General features: G+C 64.8%; 18 protein-coding genes. 9 read left to right on the top strand and 9 right to left on the bottom strand.

Going from position 1 to position 18,555, the window contains the following annotated elements; genetic code table 11:
* Positions 1-35: 35 nt before the first annotated feature.
* From EJA05_RS12910 to EJA05_RS12900, 3 genes are all read left to right on the top strand, one after another.
* Entirely contained in the window at positions 36-1,106 is a 1,071-nt protein-coding gene (locus EJA05_RS12910) for an enoyl-CoA hydratase/isomerase family protein (protein ID WP_125858518.1), read from the top strand.
* Positions 1,107-1,122: 16 nt separating this feature from the next.
* Positions 1,123-2,274, top strand: coding sequence for an acyl-CoA dehydrogenase family protein (locus EJA05_RS12905; RefSeq protein WP_125858517.1), 1,152 nt, complete (start codon positions 1,123-1,125; stop codon positions 2,272-2,274).
* A gap of 274 nt (positions 2,275-2,548) precedes the next feature.
* Positions 2,549-3,439: a universal stress protein gene (locus EJA05_RS12900; protein WP_125858516.1), complete on the top strand. Its 891-nt coding sequence runs from the start codon at positions 2,549-2,551 to the stop codon at positions 3,437-3,439.
* 31 nt (positions 3,440-3,470) lie between these two features.
* Here the strand turns inward: EJA05_RS12900 and EJA05_RS12895 are convergent, their stop codons facing one another.
* From EJA05_RS12895 to ptrR, 4 genes are all read right to left on the bottom strand, one after another.
* A complete protein-coding gene (locus EJA05_RS12895; RefSeq protein WP_125463970.1) occupies positions 3,471-3,992 on the bottom strand; it encodes an acyloxyacyl hydrolase in 522 nt (173 codons plus the stop codon).
* A gap of 200 nt (positions 3,993-4,192) precedes the next feature.
* Positions 4,193-4,924 (bottom strand): phytanoyl-CoA dioxygenase family protein, encoded by a 732-nt coding sequence (locus tag EJA05_RS12890; RefSeq protein WP_125858515.1) that lies wholly within the window; start codon positions 4,922-4,924, stop codon positions 4,193-4,195.
* Between the two features lie 45 nt (positions 4,925-4,969).
* Entirely contained in the window at positions 4,970-5,413 is a 444-nt protein-coding gene (locus tag EJA05_RS12885; protein WP_125858514.1) for a carboxypeptidase regulatory-like domain-containing protein, read from the bottom strand.
* 208 nt (positions 5,414-5,621) lie between these two features.
* Positions 5,622-6,500 carry a putrescine utilization regulator PtrR gene (gene ptrR / locus EJA05_RS12880; protein ID WP_125463967.1) on the bottom strand — a complete coding sequence of 293 codons (879 nt, stop codon included), beginning with the start codon at positions 6,498-6,500 and terminating at the stop codon, positions 5,622-5,624.
* Between the two features lie 106 nt (positions 6,501-6,606).
* Here ptrR and EJA05_RS12875 point away from each other — a divergent pair, with 106 nt between their 5' ends.
* Positions 6,607-7,992 carry an aldehyde dehydrogenase family protein gene (locus tag EJA05_RS12875; protein ID WP_125858513.1) on the top strand — a complete coding sequence of 462 codons (1,386 nt, stop codon included), beginning with the start codon at positions 6,607-6,609 and terminating at the stop codon, positions 7,990-7,992.
* A 155-nt stretch (positions 7,993-8,147) separates the two neighbouring features.
* Complete coding sequence (panB, locus tag EJA05_RS12870; RefSeq protein WP_125858512.1) at positions 8,148-8,963, top strand: 3-methyl-2-oxobutanoate hydroxymethyltransferase; 816 nt, start codon at positions 8,148-8,150, stop codon at positions 8,961-8,963.
* On the opposite strand, the gene EJA05_RS12865 is transcribed toward panB, so the two are convergent.
* Positions 8,951-10,348, bottom strand: coding sequence for an aminotransferase class I/II-fold pyridoxal phosphate-dependent enzyme (locus EJA05_RS12865; protein WP_125858511.1), 1,398 nt, complete (start codon positions 10,346-10,348; stop codon positions 8,951-8,953). The two genes, panB and EJA05_RS12865, sit on opposite strands and share 13 nt — an antisense overlap.
* A 304-nt stretch (positions 10,349-10,652) precedes the next feature.
* Entirely contained in the window at positions 10,653-11,552 is a 900-nt protein-coding gene (locus tag EJA05_RS12855; RefSeq protein WP_125858509.1) for a helix-turn-helix domain-containing protein, read from the bottom strand.
* 163 nt (positions 11,553-11,715) lie between these two features.
* Between EJA05_RS12855 and EJA05_RS12850 the strand changes: the two genes are divergently transcribed.
* From EJA05_RS12850 to EJA05_RS12840, 3 genes are all read left to right on the top strand, one after another.
* Complete coding sequence (locus tag EJA05_RS12850) at positions 11,716-13,074, top strand: glutamine synthetase family protein (protein WP_125463961.1); 1,359 nt, start codon at positions 11,716-11,718, stop codon at positions 13,072-13,074.
* Positions 13,075-13,229: 155 nt separating this feature from the next.
* On the top strand, positions 13,230-14,318 hold the full coding sequence (locus EJA05_RS12845; protein WP_125858508.1) for a polyamine ABC transporter substrate-binding protein: 1,089 nt from the start codon (positions 13,230-13,232) through the stop codon (positions 14,316-14,318).
* Between the two features lie 13 nt (positions 14,319-14,331).
* Entirely contained in the window at positions 14,332-15,627 is a 1,296-nt protein-coding gene (locus tag EJA05_RS12840) for an NAD(P)/FAD-dependent oxidoreductase (RefSeq protein WP_125858507.1), read from the top strand.
* 10 nt (positions 15,628-15,637) lie between these two features.
* On the opposite strand, the gene EJA05_RS12835 is transcribed toward EJA05_RS12840, so the two are convergent.
* A complete protein-coding gene (locus EJA05_RS12835; protein ID WP_125858506.1) occupies positions 15,638-15,943 on the bottom strand; it encodes a helix-turn-helix domain-containing protein in 306 nt (101 codons plus the stop codon).
* Positions 15,924-16,307 carry a type II toxin-antitoxin system RelE/ParE family toxin gene (locus tag EJA05_RS12830; protein ID WP_125858505.1) on the bottom strand — a complete coding sequence of 128 codons (384 nt, stop codon included), beginning with the start codon at positions 16,305-16,307 and terminating at the stop codon, positions 15,924-15,926. Before EJA05_RS12830 ends, EJA05_RS12835 begins: the two co-directional genes overlap by 20 nt.
* A 180-nt stretch (positions 16,308-16,487) precedes the next feature.
* Here EJA05_RS12830 and EJA05_RS12825 point away from each other — a divergent pair, with 180 nt between their 5' ends.
* Positions 16,488-17,165 (top strand): DUF3313 domain-containing protein, encoded by a 678-nt coding sequence (locus EJA05_RS12825; protein WP_125858504.1) that lies wholly within the window; start codon positions 16,488-16,490, stop codon positions 17,163-17,165.
* A gap of 76 nt (positions 17,166-17,241) precedes the next feature.
* On the opposite strand, the gene EJA05_RS12820 is transcribed toward EJA05_RS12825, so the two are convergent.
* Positions 17,242-18,549 (bottom strand): serine/threonine transporter, encoded by a 1,308-nt coding sequence (locus tag EJA05_RS12820; RefSeq protein WP_125858503.1) that lies wholly within the window; start codon positions 18,547-18,549, stop codon positions 17,242-17,244.
* Between the last annotated feature and the right edge of the window lie 6 nt (positions 18,550-18,555).

The following is an 18,555-nucleotide window of genomic DNA, read 5'->3' as shown; positions in this document are numbered from 1 at the left end:
ACTTGGAAAATCAATAACAAAGCAGGGAGAACGCGATGACCGCGCACGCTCACACCTCGGCAACGGATCATGTACTGGCCGAGGTCCGTAACCATATCGGCCACCTCACCCTCAACCGCCCCGCCGGCCTCAATGCCCTCACCCTCGACATGGTCCGCAGCCTGCAAAAACACCTGCATCGCTGGGCCCAGGACGCCGACGTGCAGGCCGTGGTGCTGCGCGGCGAAGGGCCGAAGGGCTTCTGCGCCGGTGGCGATATCCGCTCGCTGCATGACAGCTACAAGGCCGGCCAGCGCCTGCACCTGGACTTCTTCGAAGAGGAATACGCCCTTGACCTGTGCATCCACCGTTACCGCAAGCCGGTCATGGTGCTGATGGACGGCTTCACCCTGGGCGGTGGCATGGGCCTGGCCCAGGGCTGCGACCTGCGTATCGTCACCGAGCGCAGCCGCCTGGGGATGCCCGAAGTGGGCATCGGCTACTTCCCCGATGTCGGCGGCAGCTACTTCCTGCCGCGCGTGCCCGGCGAGCTGGGTATCTACCTGGGCGTCAGCGGCACCCAGGTCAAGGCCGCCGACGCCCTGTACTGCGGCCTCGCCGACTGGTACCTGGACAGCGGCAAACTGGCCGCGCTGGATGAGGGGCTCGACCACCTGGCATTCGGCGACCACCCGCTCAAGGACCTGCAAGGCCTGCTCGCACGGCTCGGCACCCAGACCCTGGGCGATGCACCGCTGGCCAAACTGCGCCCGGTGATCGACCACTTCTTCGCCCTGCCCGACCTGCCCAGCATCATCGAGCAGTTGCGCGCGGTGAGCATCGGTGACAGCCACCAATGGGCGCTGGACACCGCCGACCTGCTACAGACCCGCTCGCCGCTGGCCATGGCCGTGACCCTGGAGCTGTTGCGCCGCGGCCGCCACCTGGCGCTGGAAGACTGCTTCGCCATGGAGCTGCACATCGACCGCCAGTGGTTCGACCATGGCGACCTCATCGAGGGCGTGCGCGCCCTGATCATCGACAAGGACAAGCAACCGCGCTGGAACCCGCCGACCCTGGTGGCGCTCAATGCCCAGCGGGTCGACCAATTCTTCGAAGGCCTGTAAGGCCGGGAGTACGCAGATGCAAGACCTGGAACTGAGCGAAGAACAGATCATGATCCGCGACATGGCGCGGGATTTCGCCCGTGGCGAGATCGCGCCCCACGCCCAGGCCTGGGAAAAGGCCGGCTGGATCGATGACGAGGTGGTGCGCAAGATGGGCGAGCTGGGCCTGCTCGGCATGGTCGCACCAGAGCAGTTCGGCGGCAGCTACACCGACTACGTGGCCTACGCCCTGGCGGTGGAGGAAATCTCGGCCGGTGACGGCGCCATCGGGGCGCTGATGAGCATTCACAACTCGGTGGGCTGCGGCCCGCTGCTGGCCTACGGCAACCCTGAGCAACAACAGGCCTGGCTGCCGAAGCTGGCCAGCGGTGAAGTGATCGGCTGCTTCTGCCTGACCGAACCCCAGGCGGGTTCCGAAGCCCACAACCTGCGCACCCGCGCCGAGCTGGTCGATGGCCAGTGGGTGATCAACGGGGCCAAGCAGTTCGTCAGCAACGCCCGCCGCGCCAAGCTGGCCATCGTGTTCGCGGTGACCGACCCGGAGCTGGGCAAGAAAGGCCTGTCGGCGTTCCTGGTGCCCACCGACAACCCGGGGTTCAAGGTCGACCGCAGCGAACACAAGATGGGCATCCGCGCCTCCGACACCTGCGCGGTCACCCTGGACAACTGCCGTATCCCTGCCGCCAACCTGCTGGGTGAGCGTGGCAAGGGGCTGGCGATCGCCCTCTCCAACCTCGAAGGTGGGCGCATCGGCATCGCCGCCCAGGCCCTGGGCATCGCCCGTGCGGCGTTCGAGGCGGCGCTGCTGTATTCCCGTGACCGCATCCAGTTCGGCAAGCCGATCAACGAGCATCAGAGCATCGCCAACCTGCTGGCCGACATGCAGGTGCAGATCAACGCTGCGCGCTTGCTGATCCTGCATGCCGCGCGGCTGCGCACGGCCGGCAAGCCGTGTTTGTCGGAGGCCTCCCAGGCCAAGTTGTTCGCCTCGGAAATGGCTGAGCGGGTGTGCTCGATGGCGATCCAGGTGCATGGCGGGTACGGTTACCTGGAAGACTACCCGGTAGAGAAGTACTACCGCGATGCGCGGATTACCCAGATCTACGAAGGGTCGAGCGAGATCCAGCGCATGCTTATTGCGCGGGAGTTGAAGCACTACCCGATTTGATGCCATTGCATCCAGGTTGAAGTCACTGCCTTGTGTTGCTTGTTCTGGCCTCATCGCCGGCAAGCCGGCTCCCACAGGTACAGCGCATTCCTTGAGTTCATCGCTGTCACTGTGGGAGCCGGCTTGCCGGCGATGAGGCCGATACAAACAGTGCCAGGCAGTTGCTCCCACCTGCTCATCAACACAACGGCTAGACTAAACGCACTACACCCGCACCGCAGCGCACGGTCCGGGCCAAACCTGAACGGGGGGCTACCACACGTGGAGGTGTGCGATGAGCCAGTTCAAGCGTTTGTTCGTCATGCTCGGCCCGCAGATGCGCTACAGCCCTGCCCTGCAACGGGCCGCGGCACTGGCCGAGTCCAGCGGGGCCCTGCTGGACATCAATGTATTCGTCGACGACGTCGATACCTTCGGGCTGATGAGCGATGGCCGCGAGCGCGAACGGCTGCTCGCCGATAACCGGCAATGGCTGGCGGATGCGAAGGAGCAACTGGCCGACAACGGGCTGGATGTGTCGACCGAACTACTGCTGACCCGCGACCCGCTGGGCAGTGCCATCGAACAGATCGAACGCCTGGGCTGCGACCTGCTGGTCAAGGACGTGCAGCACGAACCGGTGCTCAAGCGCCTGCTGGTCACGCCACTGGACTGGCAGCTGCTCAAGGACAGCCCCGTGGCCGTGCACCTGGTCAGCGATGTCCGCCTGCCCCTGCCCCGCCAGATCGCCGCAGCGGTCGACCTCAACCTGCATGGCGCCGGCGAGCACCTGGACGACCAGGTGTTCCGCAGCGCCCACGCCCTGGCCCTGCAGTGCAACGCCGAACTGCACCTGCTGCACGTGTGCGACGCGACAAAAACCCATATCGCCGACTTCGGCGCCGGCACCGTGACCATGCCCGGCTTCGAGGGCAGCGTACGCGCCGCCCAGCGCGCGGCGTTCAACCGCCTGGGCGATCACTATGAAATCGCCCTGGAGCGCAGGCATTTCCTCGAAGGGCCGGCGATCAAGGCGATCGCCCAGTACGTCAGCCACAGCCGCATCGACGTGATCGTCATGGGCACTCACCGGCATGATGCGCTGCACACCTTCCTCGGCGGGACGACGTCGCACGTGCTGGAGCACCCGCTGTGCAACGTGCTGGCGATCAAGGCGGTGCGCTGAGCGGGGGCAAATTGGCTTGCCCCGCGGTGGCTCAGAAGCCCTTGCTGTAGAACAGCGAGTACGACTCGATGCCGTCGTTGGGCTGTTTGATGCCGGCGTTGGAGTAATGCATGGCGCGGATGCCGATCTTCTGATCAGCCGGCAGTTTCAGGCCAAAGCCGATGCGGTCCTCGAAGTTGACCGCAGAGCCCAAACGCTGGTCACCGACCTCGGTCTTGGAAAACGCCGCCAGGCCGATGCCGGCCTCGATGAACGGGGTATAGGTGAAGCCGCTGAACTCATAAACGAACACCGGGCTGAATGACAGCGAATGGGCGCCGCTGTAGTCGCCACCTTCCCAGTAGGTGTAGGCCGCATCCCAATAACCCGTCAGGTGGCCCGCACTGCTTTCCAACCAACGCTTGTCCCAGTCGAACGACGCACCGAGACGGTAGGTCATGTCGCCCTGGCTGGTGGCGCCGACTGCACCGGACAGCTGTGCGGCCTGGGCCAGGTTGGCGCCGGCGAACGCCAGCACGAAAGCGGCCAGGGAACTGGCAAGACGGGTGTTCATCAATGACTACTCCTGAGGGTCTTCACGAACAGGCCCGGCCTGACGTGCGCAGGCCTGCGGCAAATGGGGGCTTGGGCCCCTCGTTATGCACCCGTGAGCTGGCGCATCCAACCAGGTCACAAGTGGTAATAGTTTTCGCGATTATTGTCTGAACACGCCACAGGTTGGAAGTACTTTGCCACTACTGGCCAACGCCTCGTTCAGTCATAGACCGATTCTTCATGCTCGCCCAGCAACCGCCGCTGGCGCGGCGTGGCCGCAGCGAGCACCTCGGGGTTGAAACGCCAGGTGAGATAGGGCGAGAACTTCTGCGCCACCATGCGGCGGCCGTAATGCACCTGCAGCATGTCGCGCACCCGCTCGGCACTGCGATTGGCGCCGCCGCTGTGCCAGACATCACTGCGCATCACCAGCGCGTCCCCCGCCTGGCACAGCACCGGGCGCAGGCCCTGCCCTTGCCAGTTGTCCTCGCCCGGCTGGGGGGCGCGACCTGCGCTGTGGCTACCGGGGATGATCAGGGTCGGCCCCACTTGCAGGTCGATATCGCACAGATACAGCTGCGCGGTGAGAATCTGCGCGGGCAGGCGCAAGCGACCGCGCAGCTCGGCCGGCAATGCCATGGGCAGATGGTCCAGGTGCAGGCCCATGCCCGGGTAGCCCGGGTGGCTGCGCCAGGCGGTCTGGCCGATGATGTGGCAGTCGCTGCCCAGCACCGCTTCGGCCAGTTCGATCAAAGGTGGCAGGTCGAGAAACGGCAGCCACAGCGGGTCGCGGTTGAACACACACTTGTAGTGTTCGAGCAGGCCCTGGTAGTCCCAATGCAGCGGTTGCAGGGCGTCGATGGCACTGCGCAGCAAAGCGACGCGCGCGGGGTCGAGCACGCTGGGTATCAGGGCGAAGCCCTGCTCGTGGAGGGACTCAAGCGGGTTCATCAGTGTCCCTCCACGGGCCATGAGCACATTGGTACTCTTGATTGCTCAGCGCCAGTTCAGGTCCACCCGTGCCGGCGACTTGCCGTCGACATTGACCTGCTGCTGCACGCTCTGGCCTTCGGCATTGCCCGTCACACGGTATTGCCCAGGTGGCAGCTGCACGAAGATCAGTGGTCCGACGTCTTGCAAGGCCAGCACCGACTTGCCTTGGGCAGACTGGATGTCCAGCGCCGCGCCACTCTGAAACTTGCCTTCGGCACCGGTCGACAGGGTGATGTGCAGGTCGTAGCCGGGAGTACGGCGCAAGGCGTTGGCCTCATCCTGGCCAATGCCGCCCTGCAGGTAGCGGATGCCGTTCTGCTCCTGCGGCTGCAGGTGCACGGCTTGTGGGTCGATGGGGGCGTTGAGGTCGGCGGCGGCGGCCAAGGTCCAGGGCATGGCCAGGGTTACCAGCAGTGCCGCGCAAAGCCCGTAGTGATGAGTACGCATGGTGCATTCCTCCCTTGGAGGGATGGTCTACACAGTTTTGATGCCTGGCTGCAGCGCGCGTTCGCGAGGTTTCAGACCGTTAGTCTGGGTATGGGCTGCGCCCGCTCCCACAGGTATAACGCCGCTGCTACAGATGTCGTGCAGTACATGTGGGAGCCGGCTTGTCGTGGCGACGAACCGCGGCGATGAGGCCAGCACAGGCATGCACTCAACCCGCCAGCGACTCGGCCCGGCGCTCCTCGAGCAATTTGATGAACATGCTCAGGCTGCGCGACACCGTGCCCCGGCGCCACACCAGCCAGGTCTTGAGGTAACGGAAGTCCTCGGCCATCGGCCAGGCGCTGACCGTGCTGCAACCGGGCATGTTGTCGAGCATGCTGCGCGGCATCATCGCCAGGCCTGCACCTGCGCTGACGCAGGCGAGCATGCCGTGGTAGGACTCCATTTCGTGGATCTTGCCCGGCACGGCCTGGTCGTGAACGAACCAGCTCTCGAAATGATGGCGGTACGAGCAGTTGGCGCGGAACGCGTAGATGCTCGCACCGTTGACATCGCGAGCGCGGGTGACCGGCGCATGGTGCAGCGGTGCGATGACCATCATCTCCTCCTCGAACACCGGCATGCCTTCCAGCGTGGGGTGCAGCACCGGGCCATCGACGAAGGCGGCCACCAGGCGCCCGGACAGCACGCCTTCGAGCATGGTCCCCGACGGGCCGGTGGACAGGTCGAGGTCCACCTTGGGATAGCGCTGGTTGTAGGCCGCCAGCAACGCCGGGATGCGCACCGCCGCGGTACTCTCCAGCGAGCCCAGGGCGAAGGTGCCTTGCGGGTCCTCCCCCGCCACGGTCAGCCGCGCTTCGTGCACCAGGTCGAGGATGCGCCGGGTGTATTCGAGGAAGTTCCAGCCGGCCGGCGACAGGCGCAGGCGGCTCTTCTCGCGGATGAACAGTTCGACGCCGAGGTCTTCTTCGAGCTGCTTGATACGGGTGGTCAGGTTCGACGGCACCCGGTGGATATGCTGGGCGGCAGCGCTGATGCTGCCGTGCTCGGCCACCGCCTTGAAGATCTCCAGTTGCACCAGGTCCACAGGTCATTCTCCAAACGTGAATGTTTCGCTCATTATTATTCAGTTTTCATTAAAGCGCGCCACCACTAGTCTGGGCTCACCCCTTCAAAACAATGAGAGTCCTGCCATGAGCGAGATCAGCAGCCTGACCCACGCCATCTCCGTCGACCCCTACACCGGCGAGCAGATCGGCCACTATGCCTTCGACACCGACGCCGCACTGGAAGCGGCGCTGCAACGCGCCAAGGTTGGCTACAACCAGTGGCGCAAGGTGTCGCTGGGTCAGCGCAGCGAATACCTGATCGCCCTGGCCAACGCCCTGCAGGCCAACGCCGAAGCCTTCGCCCAGATGATCGCCCGCGAAATCGGCAAGCCGATCAGCCAGGCCCGTGGCGAAGTCGCCAAGTGCGTCGGCCTGTGCCAGTGGTACGCCGAACACGGCCCGGCCATGCTCGCCGCCGAGCCTACGCAGATCGAGAAAGCCCGTATCGAATACCGCCCGTTGGGCCCGATCCTCGCCGTGATGCCGTGGAACTTCCCGATCTGGCAGGTGCTGCGTGGCGCCGTGCCCGCCCTGCTGGCCGGCAACACCTACGTGCTCAAGCACGCCCCCAACGTAATGGGCAGCGCCTACCTGCTGGCCGACCTGTTCAAGCGCGCCGGCCTGCCGGAAGGCGTGTTCGAAGTGCTCAACGTCACCCCCGAGGGCGTCACCCGCGCCATCAACGACCCGCGCATCGCCGCCGTCACCCTCACCGGTAGCGTACGCGCCGGCATGGCCATCGGCGCACAGGCCGGTGCCGCGCTGAAGAAGTGCGTGCTGGAGCTGGGCGGCTCGGACCCGTTCATCGTGCTGGCCGACGCCGACCTGGACGCCGCCGTGAAGGCTGCCGTGATCGGTCGCTACCAGAACACCGGCCAGGTCTGCGCCGCGGCCAAGCGCCTGATTGTCGAAGAAAGCATCGTCGAGGCATTCACCGCCAAGTTCGTCGAGGCCACCCGTGCCCTGGCCGTTGGCAACCCGCTGGACGACGCAACCTACATCGGCCCGATGGCCCGCTATGACCTGCGCGACGAGCTCGACGGCCAAGTGCAGGCCACGCTGGCCGAAGGCGCCACCTTGCTGCTGGGCGGCCACAAGGTCGAAGGCGCGGCCAACTTCTACGCCCCGACCGTGTTCGCCAACGTCACCCCGGACATGACCGCGTTCAAGCAGGAGCTGTTCGGCCCGGTAGCGGCAATCATCACTGCCCGTGACGCCGAGCATGCGGTGGAACTGGCCAACGACAGCGACTTTGGCCTGGCGGCGACCATCTACACCGCCGACTACGCCCTGGCCGAGCGCATGACCAGCGCGCTGGACACCGGTGGCGTGTTCATCAACGGCTACTGCGCCTCCGACCCCCGTGTGGCTTTCGGCGGCGTGAAGAAGAGTGGTTTCGGCCGCGAGCTGTCGCACTTTGGTGTGCGTGAGTTCACCAATGCCCAGACCGTGTGGCTGGATCGCAACTGACCTGACCGCGCTGTTCGCCGGCAAGGCAGGCTCCTTTTGGGGCCGACCTTGCCGGCGAATACCTTCTGGGCTGCAAAATCGCCCGATCCTGTGCCTTGAATCAGCCTGCATCGGGTGAATAATCGATGACCTCCCGACCACCCCGGAGGTAAACGATGAGCACGCATATCCCCACCCACCGCTTGACCATCCCCGACCTGACCGCCCTGAAAGGCCGACAGAAGATCGTCGCCCTGACCGCCTACAGCGCGCCTATCGCCCGCCTGATCGATCCCTTGGTGGATTTCATCCTGGTCGGCGACTCAACCGCCATGGTCGCCTACGGCCGCCGCTCCACCCTGGCCATGCGCCTGGAGGAGACCATCAGCCACACCCGCGCCGTGATGAACAGCACCGAACACGCCTGCGTGATCGCCGACATGCCCTTTGGCAGCTATCAGGCCTCACCTGAACAGGCCTTTCGCAACTGCGCCCAAGTGCTGGCCGAGACCGGGTGCGACGCGGTGAAACTGGAGAGCAACCTTGCCCTGGCGCCGACCGTGGCGTTCCTGGTAGAACGCGGGATCCCGGTGATGGCCCACGTTGGCTTGATGCCGCAGTTCGTCAATGTCATGGGCGGCTACAAGGCCCAGGGGCTGACCGAGACCAGCGCAGCAACGATCATCGAAGACGCCCGCGCCAACTTCGCCGCTGGCGCCTTTGGCCTTTTGCTCGAAGGTGTGGCCGAGCCGCTGGCACGGCGGATTAGCGAACAGAGCGCGCAGCCCTGTATCGGCATCGGCGCCTCCCCCGTCTGCGACGGGCAGATCCTGGTCACCGAAGACCTGCTGGGCCTGGGCGGACCACGCAAGCCGCGCTTCGTCAAGCAGTACGCCGACCTGGCTGCGGTGATTCGGGTGGCCTGCGCGCGCTACGCCAACGAAGTGCGCCAGGGCGAATTCCCAGAGCTTGCGCACTGCTACGGCAGCTGAGGCGCCTGGCGAACGGCCTGGGCCAGGCGCACCAGTGCGCCTTCGATATCCTGGCGCCAATCGACGGTAACGCTCAGGCGCAGGTGGTCGCGCCAATGGCCGGCCTGGCTGAACAGCGAGCCGGGGGCGATGACAATGCCCTCGGCCAGCAGTTTTTCGCACACCGCGTCCATGTCCACCGGGCGCGTGGCGCGCAGCCAGAATGTGGCTCCGGCCTGGGGCATGGCGCCTTGCAGGCAGTCACCGGCATGTTGCTTCAATAGCGCGGCCATGCGCGCCGCGCTGGCGGCAAGTTGTCGACCCAGTAACGTCCGTTGTCGGTCGATGCGTGCGGAGCCGTACAGCCCGGCGATGGCCCGCTGGCGACAGGTTGGCAGGCGAAAGCCACGGGCGAAGAACGCCTCGGCCAGGGGCGCCGTCGCGCTGCGGCATAACAGGTAGGCGAATGGGGCCTCGGCGCCGATGCATTTGTCGAAGCTGGCGAACACCAGCAGCCGCTGCGGGTCGGCGTGTTCCCGGTACGCCGGAAGGTCGGCGCACAAGCCTCCGTAGCTGTCATTCTCGAACAGCCATACCCGACGCCGGGCCAGCAAGTCGCACAGGCGTCGTTTGTCGGCTGCCGGCATCGCGTTGCCCTGTGGGGTGTTGACCCGGGATGACAGCACCGCCACGCGCACGGGCGTGGTCTCCAGCATCTGGGCCACGGCATCGAGGTCCATCCGGCCCTCCCCGTCCAGCGGCGCCTCGATGACCTGCAGGCCCGCCGCACGCAGCCGGCCCAGTATCAACCAGGAGCACGGCGACTCCACCAGCGCCACAGAACCTGCCGGGATCAACGCTTGCAGGGCGAGATCGAACACGCTGCGCAGGTCCGGGCCGATGAACACCTGGTCGGCCTGCCACGGCTCGGATGAGGCCTGGCTGTAATCGCGTGCCAGCGCCGCCCGCAGCTGCGGCTCGCCCAGCGGCTGGAACGGCGGCAGTTCAGCCGCTGGTGTGCGGCGCTGCAACTCGCGCTCGAGCAACAGCAGCGGGCCATCGAGGGCTCCCAGCATGGCCGGGGCATCGCTGCTCAAGGCCAGCATCCCCGGCTGCCGGGCGCTGGCGAAGACCCGATCGAGCAGGTTGGCCGTGGCTGGCAGCGGTACCGTGGACGCCTGGACGACGCTGAAATAGCCGACCTTGGGCCGCGCCTGGATGCGGCCCTGGGACTCGAGCAGGGCGAAGCCTTGCTTGCAGCTGGACAGCGACACCTGCAATTGCCGGGCGACCTCGCGCAGTGATGGCAAGCGGTGCGCTTGCCCCGGTGCTCGCGCATCGAGCCAGCGGCTGAGGTAGCGGTGGACTTTCTGGTAGGTGAAGCGTGGGGCTTGTTCGGTATCCATACCTGACCTGGACAAGGGCTGCGGTGGGCACCCTAGCAGTTTTTACTGTCGTGGAAGATCATCTGGCTGCGGCACAGGACAGTACCCCCTGGGGGAGCGGCGGTTCGCCCGCGAACACGGGCATAGCCCGTGCCGGGCACCGAGGTGTCATCTTCGCGGCTAAAGCCGCTCCCACAGGTACTGTGCAATCCTGGGCAATGCACGGCCCCTGTGGGAGCGGCTTTAGCCGCGAAGCAGACGACACCGTGCATGGCACCGGCTTCGCCGGTGTTCGCGGCTAAAGCCGCTCCTACAGCTCCAGGCGCTAGGCGCCGCGCGCGCGCTTTAGCGTTTCGCTCGGCAATTCGCGGAACAACTGCCGATAGCTTTCGGAGAATCGCCCCAGGTGCCAGAACGACCAGCGCATAGCCACCTCGGCCACGGTCGCATCCCCCGCCAGAAGGTCCCGCCGCGCCCCGTTCAAGCGGCGCAGGCGCAACCAGTGCGCCGGCGGCAGGTTGGTAAAACCCTTGAACGCCTGCTGCAACTGACGCACGGAAACACCGGCAACCTTGGCCAACTGCACCAGGTTGAGGGTCTCGTCGGGGCAATCGGCCGCCCATTCACTGACCCGGCGCATGATCGCCCGTTCCTCGTCGCGCCGACCCAGGGCATCGCCTTGCAGACGCTGCCCGGCGTTGTCGAGGATGAACAGGCAGTCCTCCAGCAACTGCTCCGCCAGCGCCCTGCCCTCCAGCGGGCAATCGGCCTGGCCCAGGCGGGTCAGGGTGGCGCTCAGCCAGTTGCCGAACAAGGCATTCTGCTGACAGCTCAGCGGCACCATGAACAGCCCGCGCAAGCGCTCCACATCCAACCCGTGGCTGGCCAGGAACGGCTGCTCGAACACCACCGCCACCTCCTGATAGTTCTCTGGGGTGATCCAGATGTTGCGGCTGTCTTCATTGAGCAGGTACAGGCTGTTCTCGCTGCGGTCGAAACAGAACGCCAGGGCGCCGCTGGGGGCACGGAAGAACTGTTCGACACGGGTGTTCAGGCGCTCCTCGTAAACCTCCACGCCCTCGAGCCCCAGCCAACGCAACTGGCCGTTGAAATGCCCGGGGGACATCTGCCGGTACTGCTGCTGCCAGCCGGGGGTGACGCGGGTCTGTTCGGTCACATCGGTGGTGCGGAAATCCTGAACCTGCAAGGCGATTGGCGTTGTCACGCGCTGTCCTAGTTGCACTCTTTTGGTGCATTCATTGACGAAGAAAGTGGATAGATCAGCCCAGGGGGCTGCGCCCAAGATAGTCCTCAGCGTCACCTGTGGGAAGTGCCCTACGCGATGAACGCCATGCTTCCCACCACAACTACCCAACCAAGAGGTTTGTATGAACGCCCCCTTCGATCAGCTGTCCACCTGGCTGAAAGAACACCGGATCACCGAAGTCGAATGCGTGATCAGCGACCTGACCGGCATCGCCCGCGGCAAGATCGCCCCCACCGCCAAGTTCCTCCACGAGCGCGGCATGCGCCTGCCCGAGAGCGTGCTGCTGCAGACCGTGACCGGCGACTACGTCGACGATGACATCTACTACAGCCTGCTCGACGCAGCCGACATCGACATGGTCTGCCGCCCCGACCCCACCGCGGTGTACCAGATCCCGTGGGCCATCGAACCCACCGCGATCGTGATTCACGACACCTTCGACAAGCAGGGCAACCCCATCGAGCTGTCGCCGCGCAACGTGCTGAAAAAGGTGCTCAAGCTTTACGCCGACAAGGGCTGGCAACCAATCGTCGCGCCAGAGATGGAGTTCTACCTCACGCAGCGCTGTGAAGACCCGGACCTGCCACTGCAGGTGCCGCTGGGCCGCTCGGGCCGCGCCGAAAGTGGCCGGCAGTCGTTCTCCATCGACGCCGCCAACGAATTCGACCCGCTGTTCGAGGACGTCTACGACTGGTGCGAACTGCAAGGCCTGGACCTGGACACACTGATCCACGAAGACGGCCCGGCGCAGATGGAGATCAACTTCCGCCATGGCGACGCACTGGACCTGGCCGACCAGATCACCGTGTTCAAACGCACCATGCGCGAGGCGGCGCTCAAGCACAACGTCACCGCCACCTTCATGGCCAAGCCGATCACCGACGAGCCGGGCAGTGCCATGCACCTGCACCAGAGCGTGGTCGACATCGCCACCGGCAAGCCGATCTTCGCCAACGAAGACGGCAGCATGAGCGAGCTGTTCCTGCACCATATCGGCGGCCTGCAGAAATACATCCCCAAGCTGCTGCCGATGTTCGCGCCCAACGTCAACTCGTTCCGCCGCTTCCTGCCCGACACTTCGGCGCCGGTGAATGTCGAGTGGGGTGAAGAAAACCGTACCGCCGGCCTGCGCGTGCCAACCTCCAGCCCTGAGGCGATGCGCGTGGAAAACCGCCTGCCGGGTGCCGATGCCAACCCGTACCTGGCCATCGCCGCGAGCCTGCTGTGCGGCTATATCGGCATGGTCGAAAAACTCGAGCCGAGTGCGCCGGTGCAGGGCCGCGCTTACGAAAGGCGCAACCTGCGCCTGCCGATCACCATCGAGGACGCGTTGCAGCACATGGAAGATTGTGAAGTGGTGCAGCAGTACCTGGGCCAGCAGTTCGTCCAGGGCTACGTGGCGGTCAAGCGCGCCGAGCACGAGAACTTCAAGCGGGTGATCAGTTCGTGGGAGCGTGAGTTCCTGTTGTTGAGCGTGTGATCCGCCCCGGGGCGCTGCGCGCCCCTTTTCGCCGGCAAGCCGGCTCCCACAGTGATTGCGTTTGTTTCCATTGTGGGAGCCGGCTTGCCGGCGATGGGCTGCGCAGCAGCCCCTACACCACCGAATTCGAAGAACAAGACCAACGAGGTGTCGACATGCGTCATCCGCAAGCCCTGATCCCCGCAACCTTTGCCCTGCTGTTCGGCGCTGCCGTCCAGGCCCAGCCGACGGTGAGCGTGTACAACTGGACCGATTACATCGGTGATACCACCCTGGCGGACTTTCAGGCCAGCAGCGGGATCAAGGTGGTCTATGACGTGTTCGACTCCAACGAAACCCTGGAAGGCAAGCTGCTGGCCGGGCGCACCGGCTACGACGTGGTAGTGCCGTCCAACCATTTCCTCGCCCGCCAGGCCCAGGCCGGCGCGTTCCTGCCGCTGGACCGCAGCAAGCTGCCGAACTGGCAGCACCTGGACCCGAAACTGCTCAAGCAGCTTGAACAGAACGACCCGGGCAACCAGTACGCCGTGCCTTACCTGTGGGGCACCAACGGCATTGGCTACAACGTCGATAAAGTGAAGGCGGTGCTGGGCATCGACAGGATCGACTCCTGGGCCGTGCTGTTCGAGCCAGAGAACCTGAAGAAGCTCAAGCAATGCGGCGTGGCGTTCATGGATTCGCCCGACGAACTGTTCCCGGCCATCCTCAACTACATGGGCATGAACCCGCGCAGCGAGAAGGCCGACGACTATAAAAAGGCCGAGGCACGCCTGCTGGAGCTGCGCCCCTATATCACCTACTTCCACTCCTCCAAGTACGTGTCCGACCTGGCCAACGGCGATGTCTGCGTGGCCTTCGGTTACTCAGGCGATGTGTTCCAGGCCGCCCACCGTGCCGAGGAGGCCGGCAACGGCGTCAAGGTCGCCTACAGCATCCCCAAGGAAGGCAGCAACCTGTGGTTCGACCTGCTGGCCATCCCCAAGGATGCCAAGAACCCCGAACAAGCCCTGGCGTTCATCAACTACCTGCTCGACCCCAAGGTGATCGCCAAGGTCAGCGCCACGGTCGGCTATGCCAACGCCAACCCGGATGCCAAGGCCGACATGGACCCGGCGCTGGTGAACAACCCCGAGATCTACCCGCCCCAGGAGGTGCTGGACAAACTGTATGTCTCAACCATGCCCAGCCCGCCGATCCTGCGGCAGATGACCCGCTCCTGGAGCAAGATCAAGTCCAACCGCTGAGTCGAGCACACCCATGCCTCACATGACTGAACACACCGCTTCCTACTACGCCGCCACGGCGCGCAAGGCAGCCCCCTACCCTGTGCTCGACCAGGACCTGCAAGCCGACGTGTGCGTGATCGGCGGCGGCCTGACCGGGGTCAACGCCGCCCTGGAGCTGGCCGAACGCGGGCTCACGGTGATCCTGCTGGAGGCCCGGCGCATCGGCTGGGGCGCCAGCGGGCGCAACGGCGGCCAGCTGATCCGCGGCATCGGCCATGACGTTTCGGGCTTTGCCCGGCACGTCGGCCAGGACGGCGTGCGCTACCTCAAGCAGGCCGGCATCGACTCAGTCGCGCTGGTGGCCCGGCGTATCGAGCAGTACGGCATCGACTGCGACCTGCGCTGGGGCTTCTGCGAGCTGGCCAACACCCCGGCGCAGTTCGCCGCCTTCGCAGACGAGCAACGCGAACTTGCCGAGCTCGGCTACCGTCACCAGACCCGGCTGGTTGGCGCCGACCGTATGCATGAGATCGTCGCCAGCGACCAGTATGCCGGTGGCCTGGTGGACATGGGCTCGGGCCACCTGCACCCGCTCGACCTGGTCCAGGGCGAAGCCCGCGCCGCCCATGGCCTGGGCGTGAAGATCTTCGAGCAGAGCCCGGTGCTGCGCATCGAACATGGCAGCACCGTGACCCTACACACCGCGCGCGGCAAGGTCCGCGCCCAGAGCCTGGTGCTGGGCTGCAACGCTCACCTCGACGAACTGGAACCGCGCCTGAGCGGCAAAGTGTTGCCTGCCGGCAGCTATGTAGTAGCCAGCGAACCGCTGCCCGAGCACGTTGCCCGGGCGCTGATCCCGCAGAACATGGCGCTGTGCGACCAGAAAGTCGGCCTGGACTATTACCGCCTCACTGCCGACAACCGGCTGCTGTTCGGCGGCGCCTGCCACTACTCCGGACGCGACCCGAAGGACATCGGCGCCTACATGCGGCCCAAGGTGCTCAAGGTGTTCCCGCAGTTGGCCGATGTGCGCCTGGACTACCAATGGGGCGGCATGATCGGCATCACCGCCAACCGCTTCCCGCAGGTCGGCAGGCTCAGCCAGCACCCCAATGTGTTCTATGCCCAGGGCTATTCCGGGCACGGCCTGAACACTACGCACTGGACGGCGAAACTGCTGGCCGAGGCCATCGCCACCCAGGCCAGTTACGGGTTCGACGTGTTCAGCTCGGTGCCCCACCTGACCTTCCCCGGCGGCAAGGCATTGCGCTCGCCGCTGCTGGCACTGGGGATGTTGTGGTACCGACTGCGCGAGGCGTTAGGCTGACGGGTTTTGCTCAAAGGATGGCTTGCAGGCCTTTGTCAGCGATGACATTGAGCAGTTTCAACGCAGGCCCCGCCGGACGTGTTTCGCCCTGCTCCCACTTGCGCACCGTGGAGGCGCTGGTATGCAGGTGCAGGGCGAACACCGGCTGGCTGAAATTGAGGGCTTCACGCAATTGCTTGATGTCTTGAGCGGTGAATGCCCGCACGGGCGCCGGGCAAATTGCTTCGAAATCCCGCAGCGTGACTTTGCCGACCGCGCCCGCCCGCTCCAGGGCACACAGGTCATCACGCAATGATTCAATGAGTTTGCTGGTCACAGTGGACCTCCATCAGTACACCGCAGCCCAAGGCCTTGGCCAACGCCTGCGGTGATAAATCCAGGAATACCTTGCCGGAGAACTGCAACGCTTTCTGCTCGTCGGGCGTTACATTCACCTGGTCGTTCTTTTTGAAGCCATGCAGAAACACATAGCGGCTGCCGATGCGGGCTGACAGCAACGTGCGGTAGCTACCTCGCTTTCCGGCACCGTGTCCGGCGACGCGCTTTTTGAACAGCAGCCCGCCGAGGCTGGCATCCACCAGGCCGCACTGCATTTCCTCGACAGCCTTGCACAGCACACAATCCGGGAGGTTCTCGCTGAGTTGCCAGCGAGCGAACGCCCTTCTTTTATAGACATCCATATCCAACGCTCCAAACCATACCCGTAAAGGGCATACTTTTCCAGCTTCCGTATTCAATGAAAAGTCGGCTGCTTCGGGGGGGGACGTGCGAAACGGCTATGAGAATCGAGCGGGATGCTGGCCTTCCGCCAAGCACCTGCTAGCGTTGTTCTGGCCAATTCACTCATGGACACCGCCATCATGATGCAACTGCCTCGCACCACCCTGTTGTGCGCAGCCCTGCTTGCCCTGGTTGCCTGCTCCAGCAACCGCGTCGACCCTAAGGATTACTCTGGCTTTCTCAAGGACTACAGCCGCCTGAAGCCGGCTGAAAGCGTCTCTGGCGCGCCGGTGATGCGCTGGGTCGACCCAAACCTGAAAGCCAGCCAGTACACCAAGGTGTTCATCGAGCCGAGCCAGTTCTACCCCAAACCACAACCGACCAACGTGATCTCGGCGCAGACCCTGCAGGAGATCACCCGCTACTTCAACGAAGCCATGCGCCGCGAGCTGGGCAGTGTGCTGACGCTGGTCAAGGAGCCTGGGCCTAACACCATCGTGGTGCGCCCGGCGATCACCGCCGTGGCCACCAGCAACGAAGGCCTCAAGCCCTACGAAGTCATCCCCATCGCCCTGGTGGCAGCAGCGGTCAACACCGCCGCCGGTGGGCGTGACCAGGATGTGGACATCGCGGTAGAGGCGGCCTTCCTCGATGGCGCCAGCCAGAAAGTGCTGGCCCAGGTGGTGCGCAAAGGCAGTGGCAAGGAGCTGGAAAACGACACGCAGAAACTCACCCTGGCCGACGTCAAGCCGGTACTCGATGGCTGGGCCAGCGACATGCGCCGTAGTTTCGTGGCGCTGCAGCACAAGACCAAGTAGCCCGCTGCCGTCGCCAGATGCGACAAGGCCGCTGCCCGGCAGGAACAGCGGCCTTGTTGCATCTGGCGAGGGTAAATCAGGCGACGAAGCTGTAGACGATCGCCGACAGCGTGATCAAGCCAATCAGCACGACGAACACATTCGACAGTTTGCCCGAGTACTGACGCAGCGCCGGCACCTTGTGCACTGCGTACATCGGCATCAGGAACAGCAGGCAGGCGATCACCGGGCCACCCAGGCCTTCAATCAGGCCAAGGATGCTCGGGTTGAGTGTGGCCACCGCCCAGCAGGTCACCACCATGAACAGCGCCGTGGCACGTTCCAGGCGTTTGGCCGGCCAGGTTTTGCCACGCCCGCGCAGGCTCTTGACGATCATGCCCTGGAAGCCTTCGCTGGCGCCGATGTAGTGGCCCAGGAACGATTTGGTGATCGCCACCAGCGCGATCAGCGGCGCAACGAAGGCGATCACCGGGGTCTGGAAGTGGTTGGCCAGGTACGACAGGATCGAGATGTTCTGCGCCTTGGCCTCAGCCAGGTTCTCAGGGCTCAGGGCCAGCACGCAACTGAAGCAGAAGAACATCACCGTCAGCACCATCATCACGTGGGCAGTGGCCAGGGTGCGGCCGCTCTTGCGGTCGGCGTCAACGCCGTAGCGATGTTTCTGGTCGACGGCAAAGGCCGAGATGATCGGTGAGTGGTTGAACGAGAACACCATCACCGGGATCGCCAACCACAGGGTGAGCATCAGGTTCGAGGCGCTGAGGCCCTCATTGGCCTGGGCGAAGAACGCACCGTTCCAGTTGGGGATCAGGCTCAGTGCCAGCAACAGCAGCGAAGCGACGAAGGGGTAGACCAGCAGGCTCATGGCCTTGACGATGAGCTGCTGGCCGCAGCGCACGATGATCATCAGGCCACAGATCAGCAGCAGCGCCAGCAGTGCACGGGGCGGCGCGTTCAGGTGCAACTGGTGTTCGAAGAAGCTGGTGAGGGTGTTGGTCAGCGCCACGCTGTACACCAGCAGGATCGGAAAGATGGCGAAGAAATACAGGAGGGTGATCAGCTTGCCGGCGCCAACGCCGAAGTGCTCTTCCACCACCTCGGTGATGTCTTCGCTGCCGCCCTTGCGCCCGGATAGCACGAAGCGGGTCAGCGCGCGGTGGGCGAAGAAGGTCATGGGGAACGCCAGCAGCGCCAGGATCAGCAGCGGCCAGAAGCCGCCGACGCCAGCGTTGATCGGCAGGAACAGGGTGCCGGCACCAATGGCGGTGCCATACAGGCCCAGGGCCCAGGTGGTGTCGTGGCGGTTCCAGGTGGTCGAGCCCGAAGCCGTAGCCGGGGCAGCCGAATCCGCACGAAGGGTCGTGGTGCTTTGTACATCAGTCATGGGTAT

It is taken from the genome of Pseudomonas oryziphila, assembly GCF_003940825.1.
Taxonomy (GTDB): domain Bacteria; phylum Pseudomonadota; class Gammaproteobacteria; order Pseudomonadales; family Pseudomonadaceae; genus Aquipseudomonas; species Aquipseudomonas sichuanensis.
The sequence above is the reverse complement of the archived record's forward strand: the minus strand, read 5'-3'. Positions and strand labels throughout refer to the sequence as shown.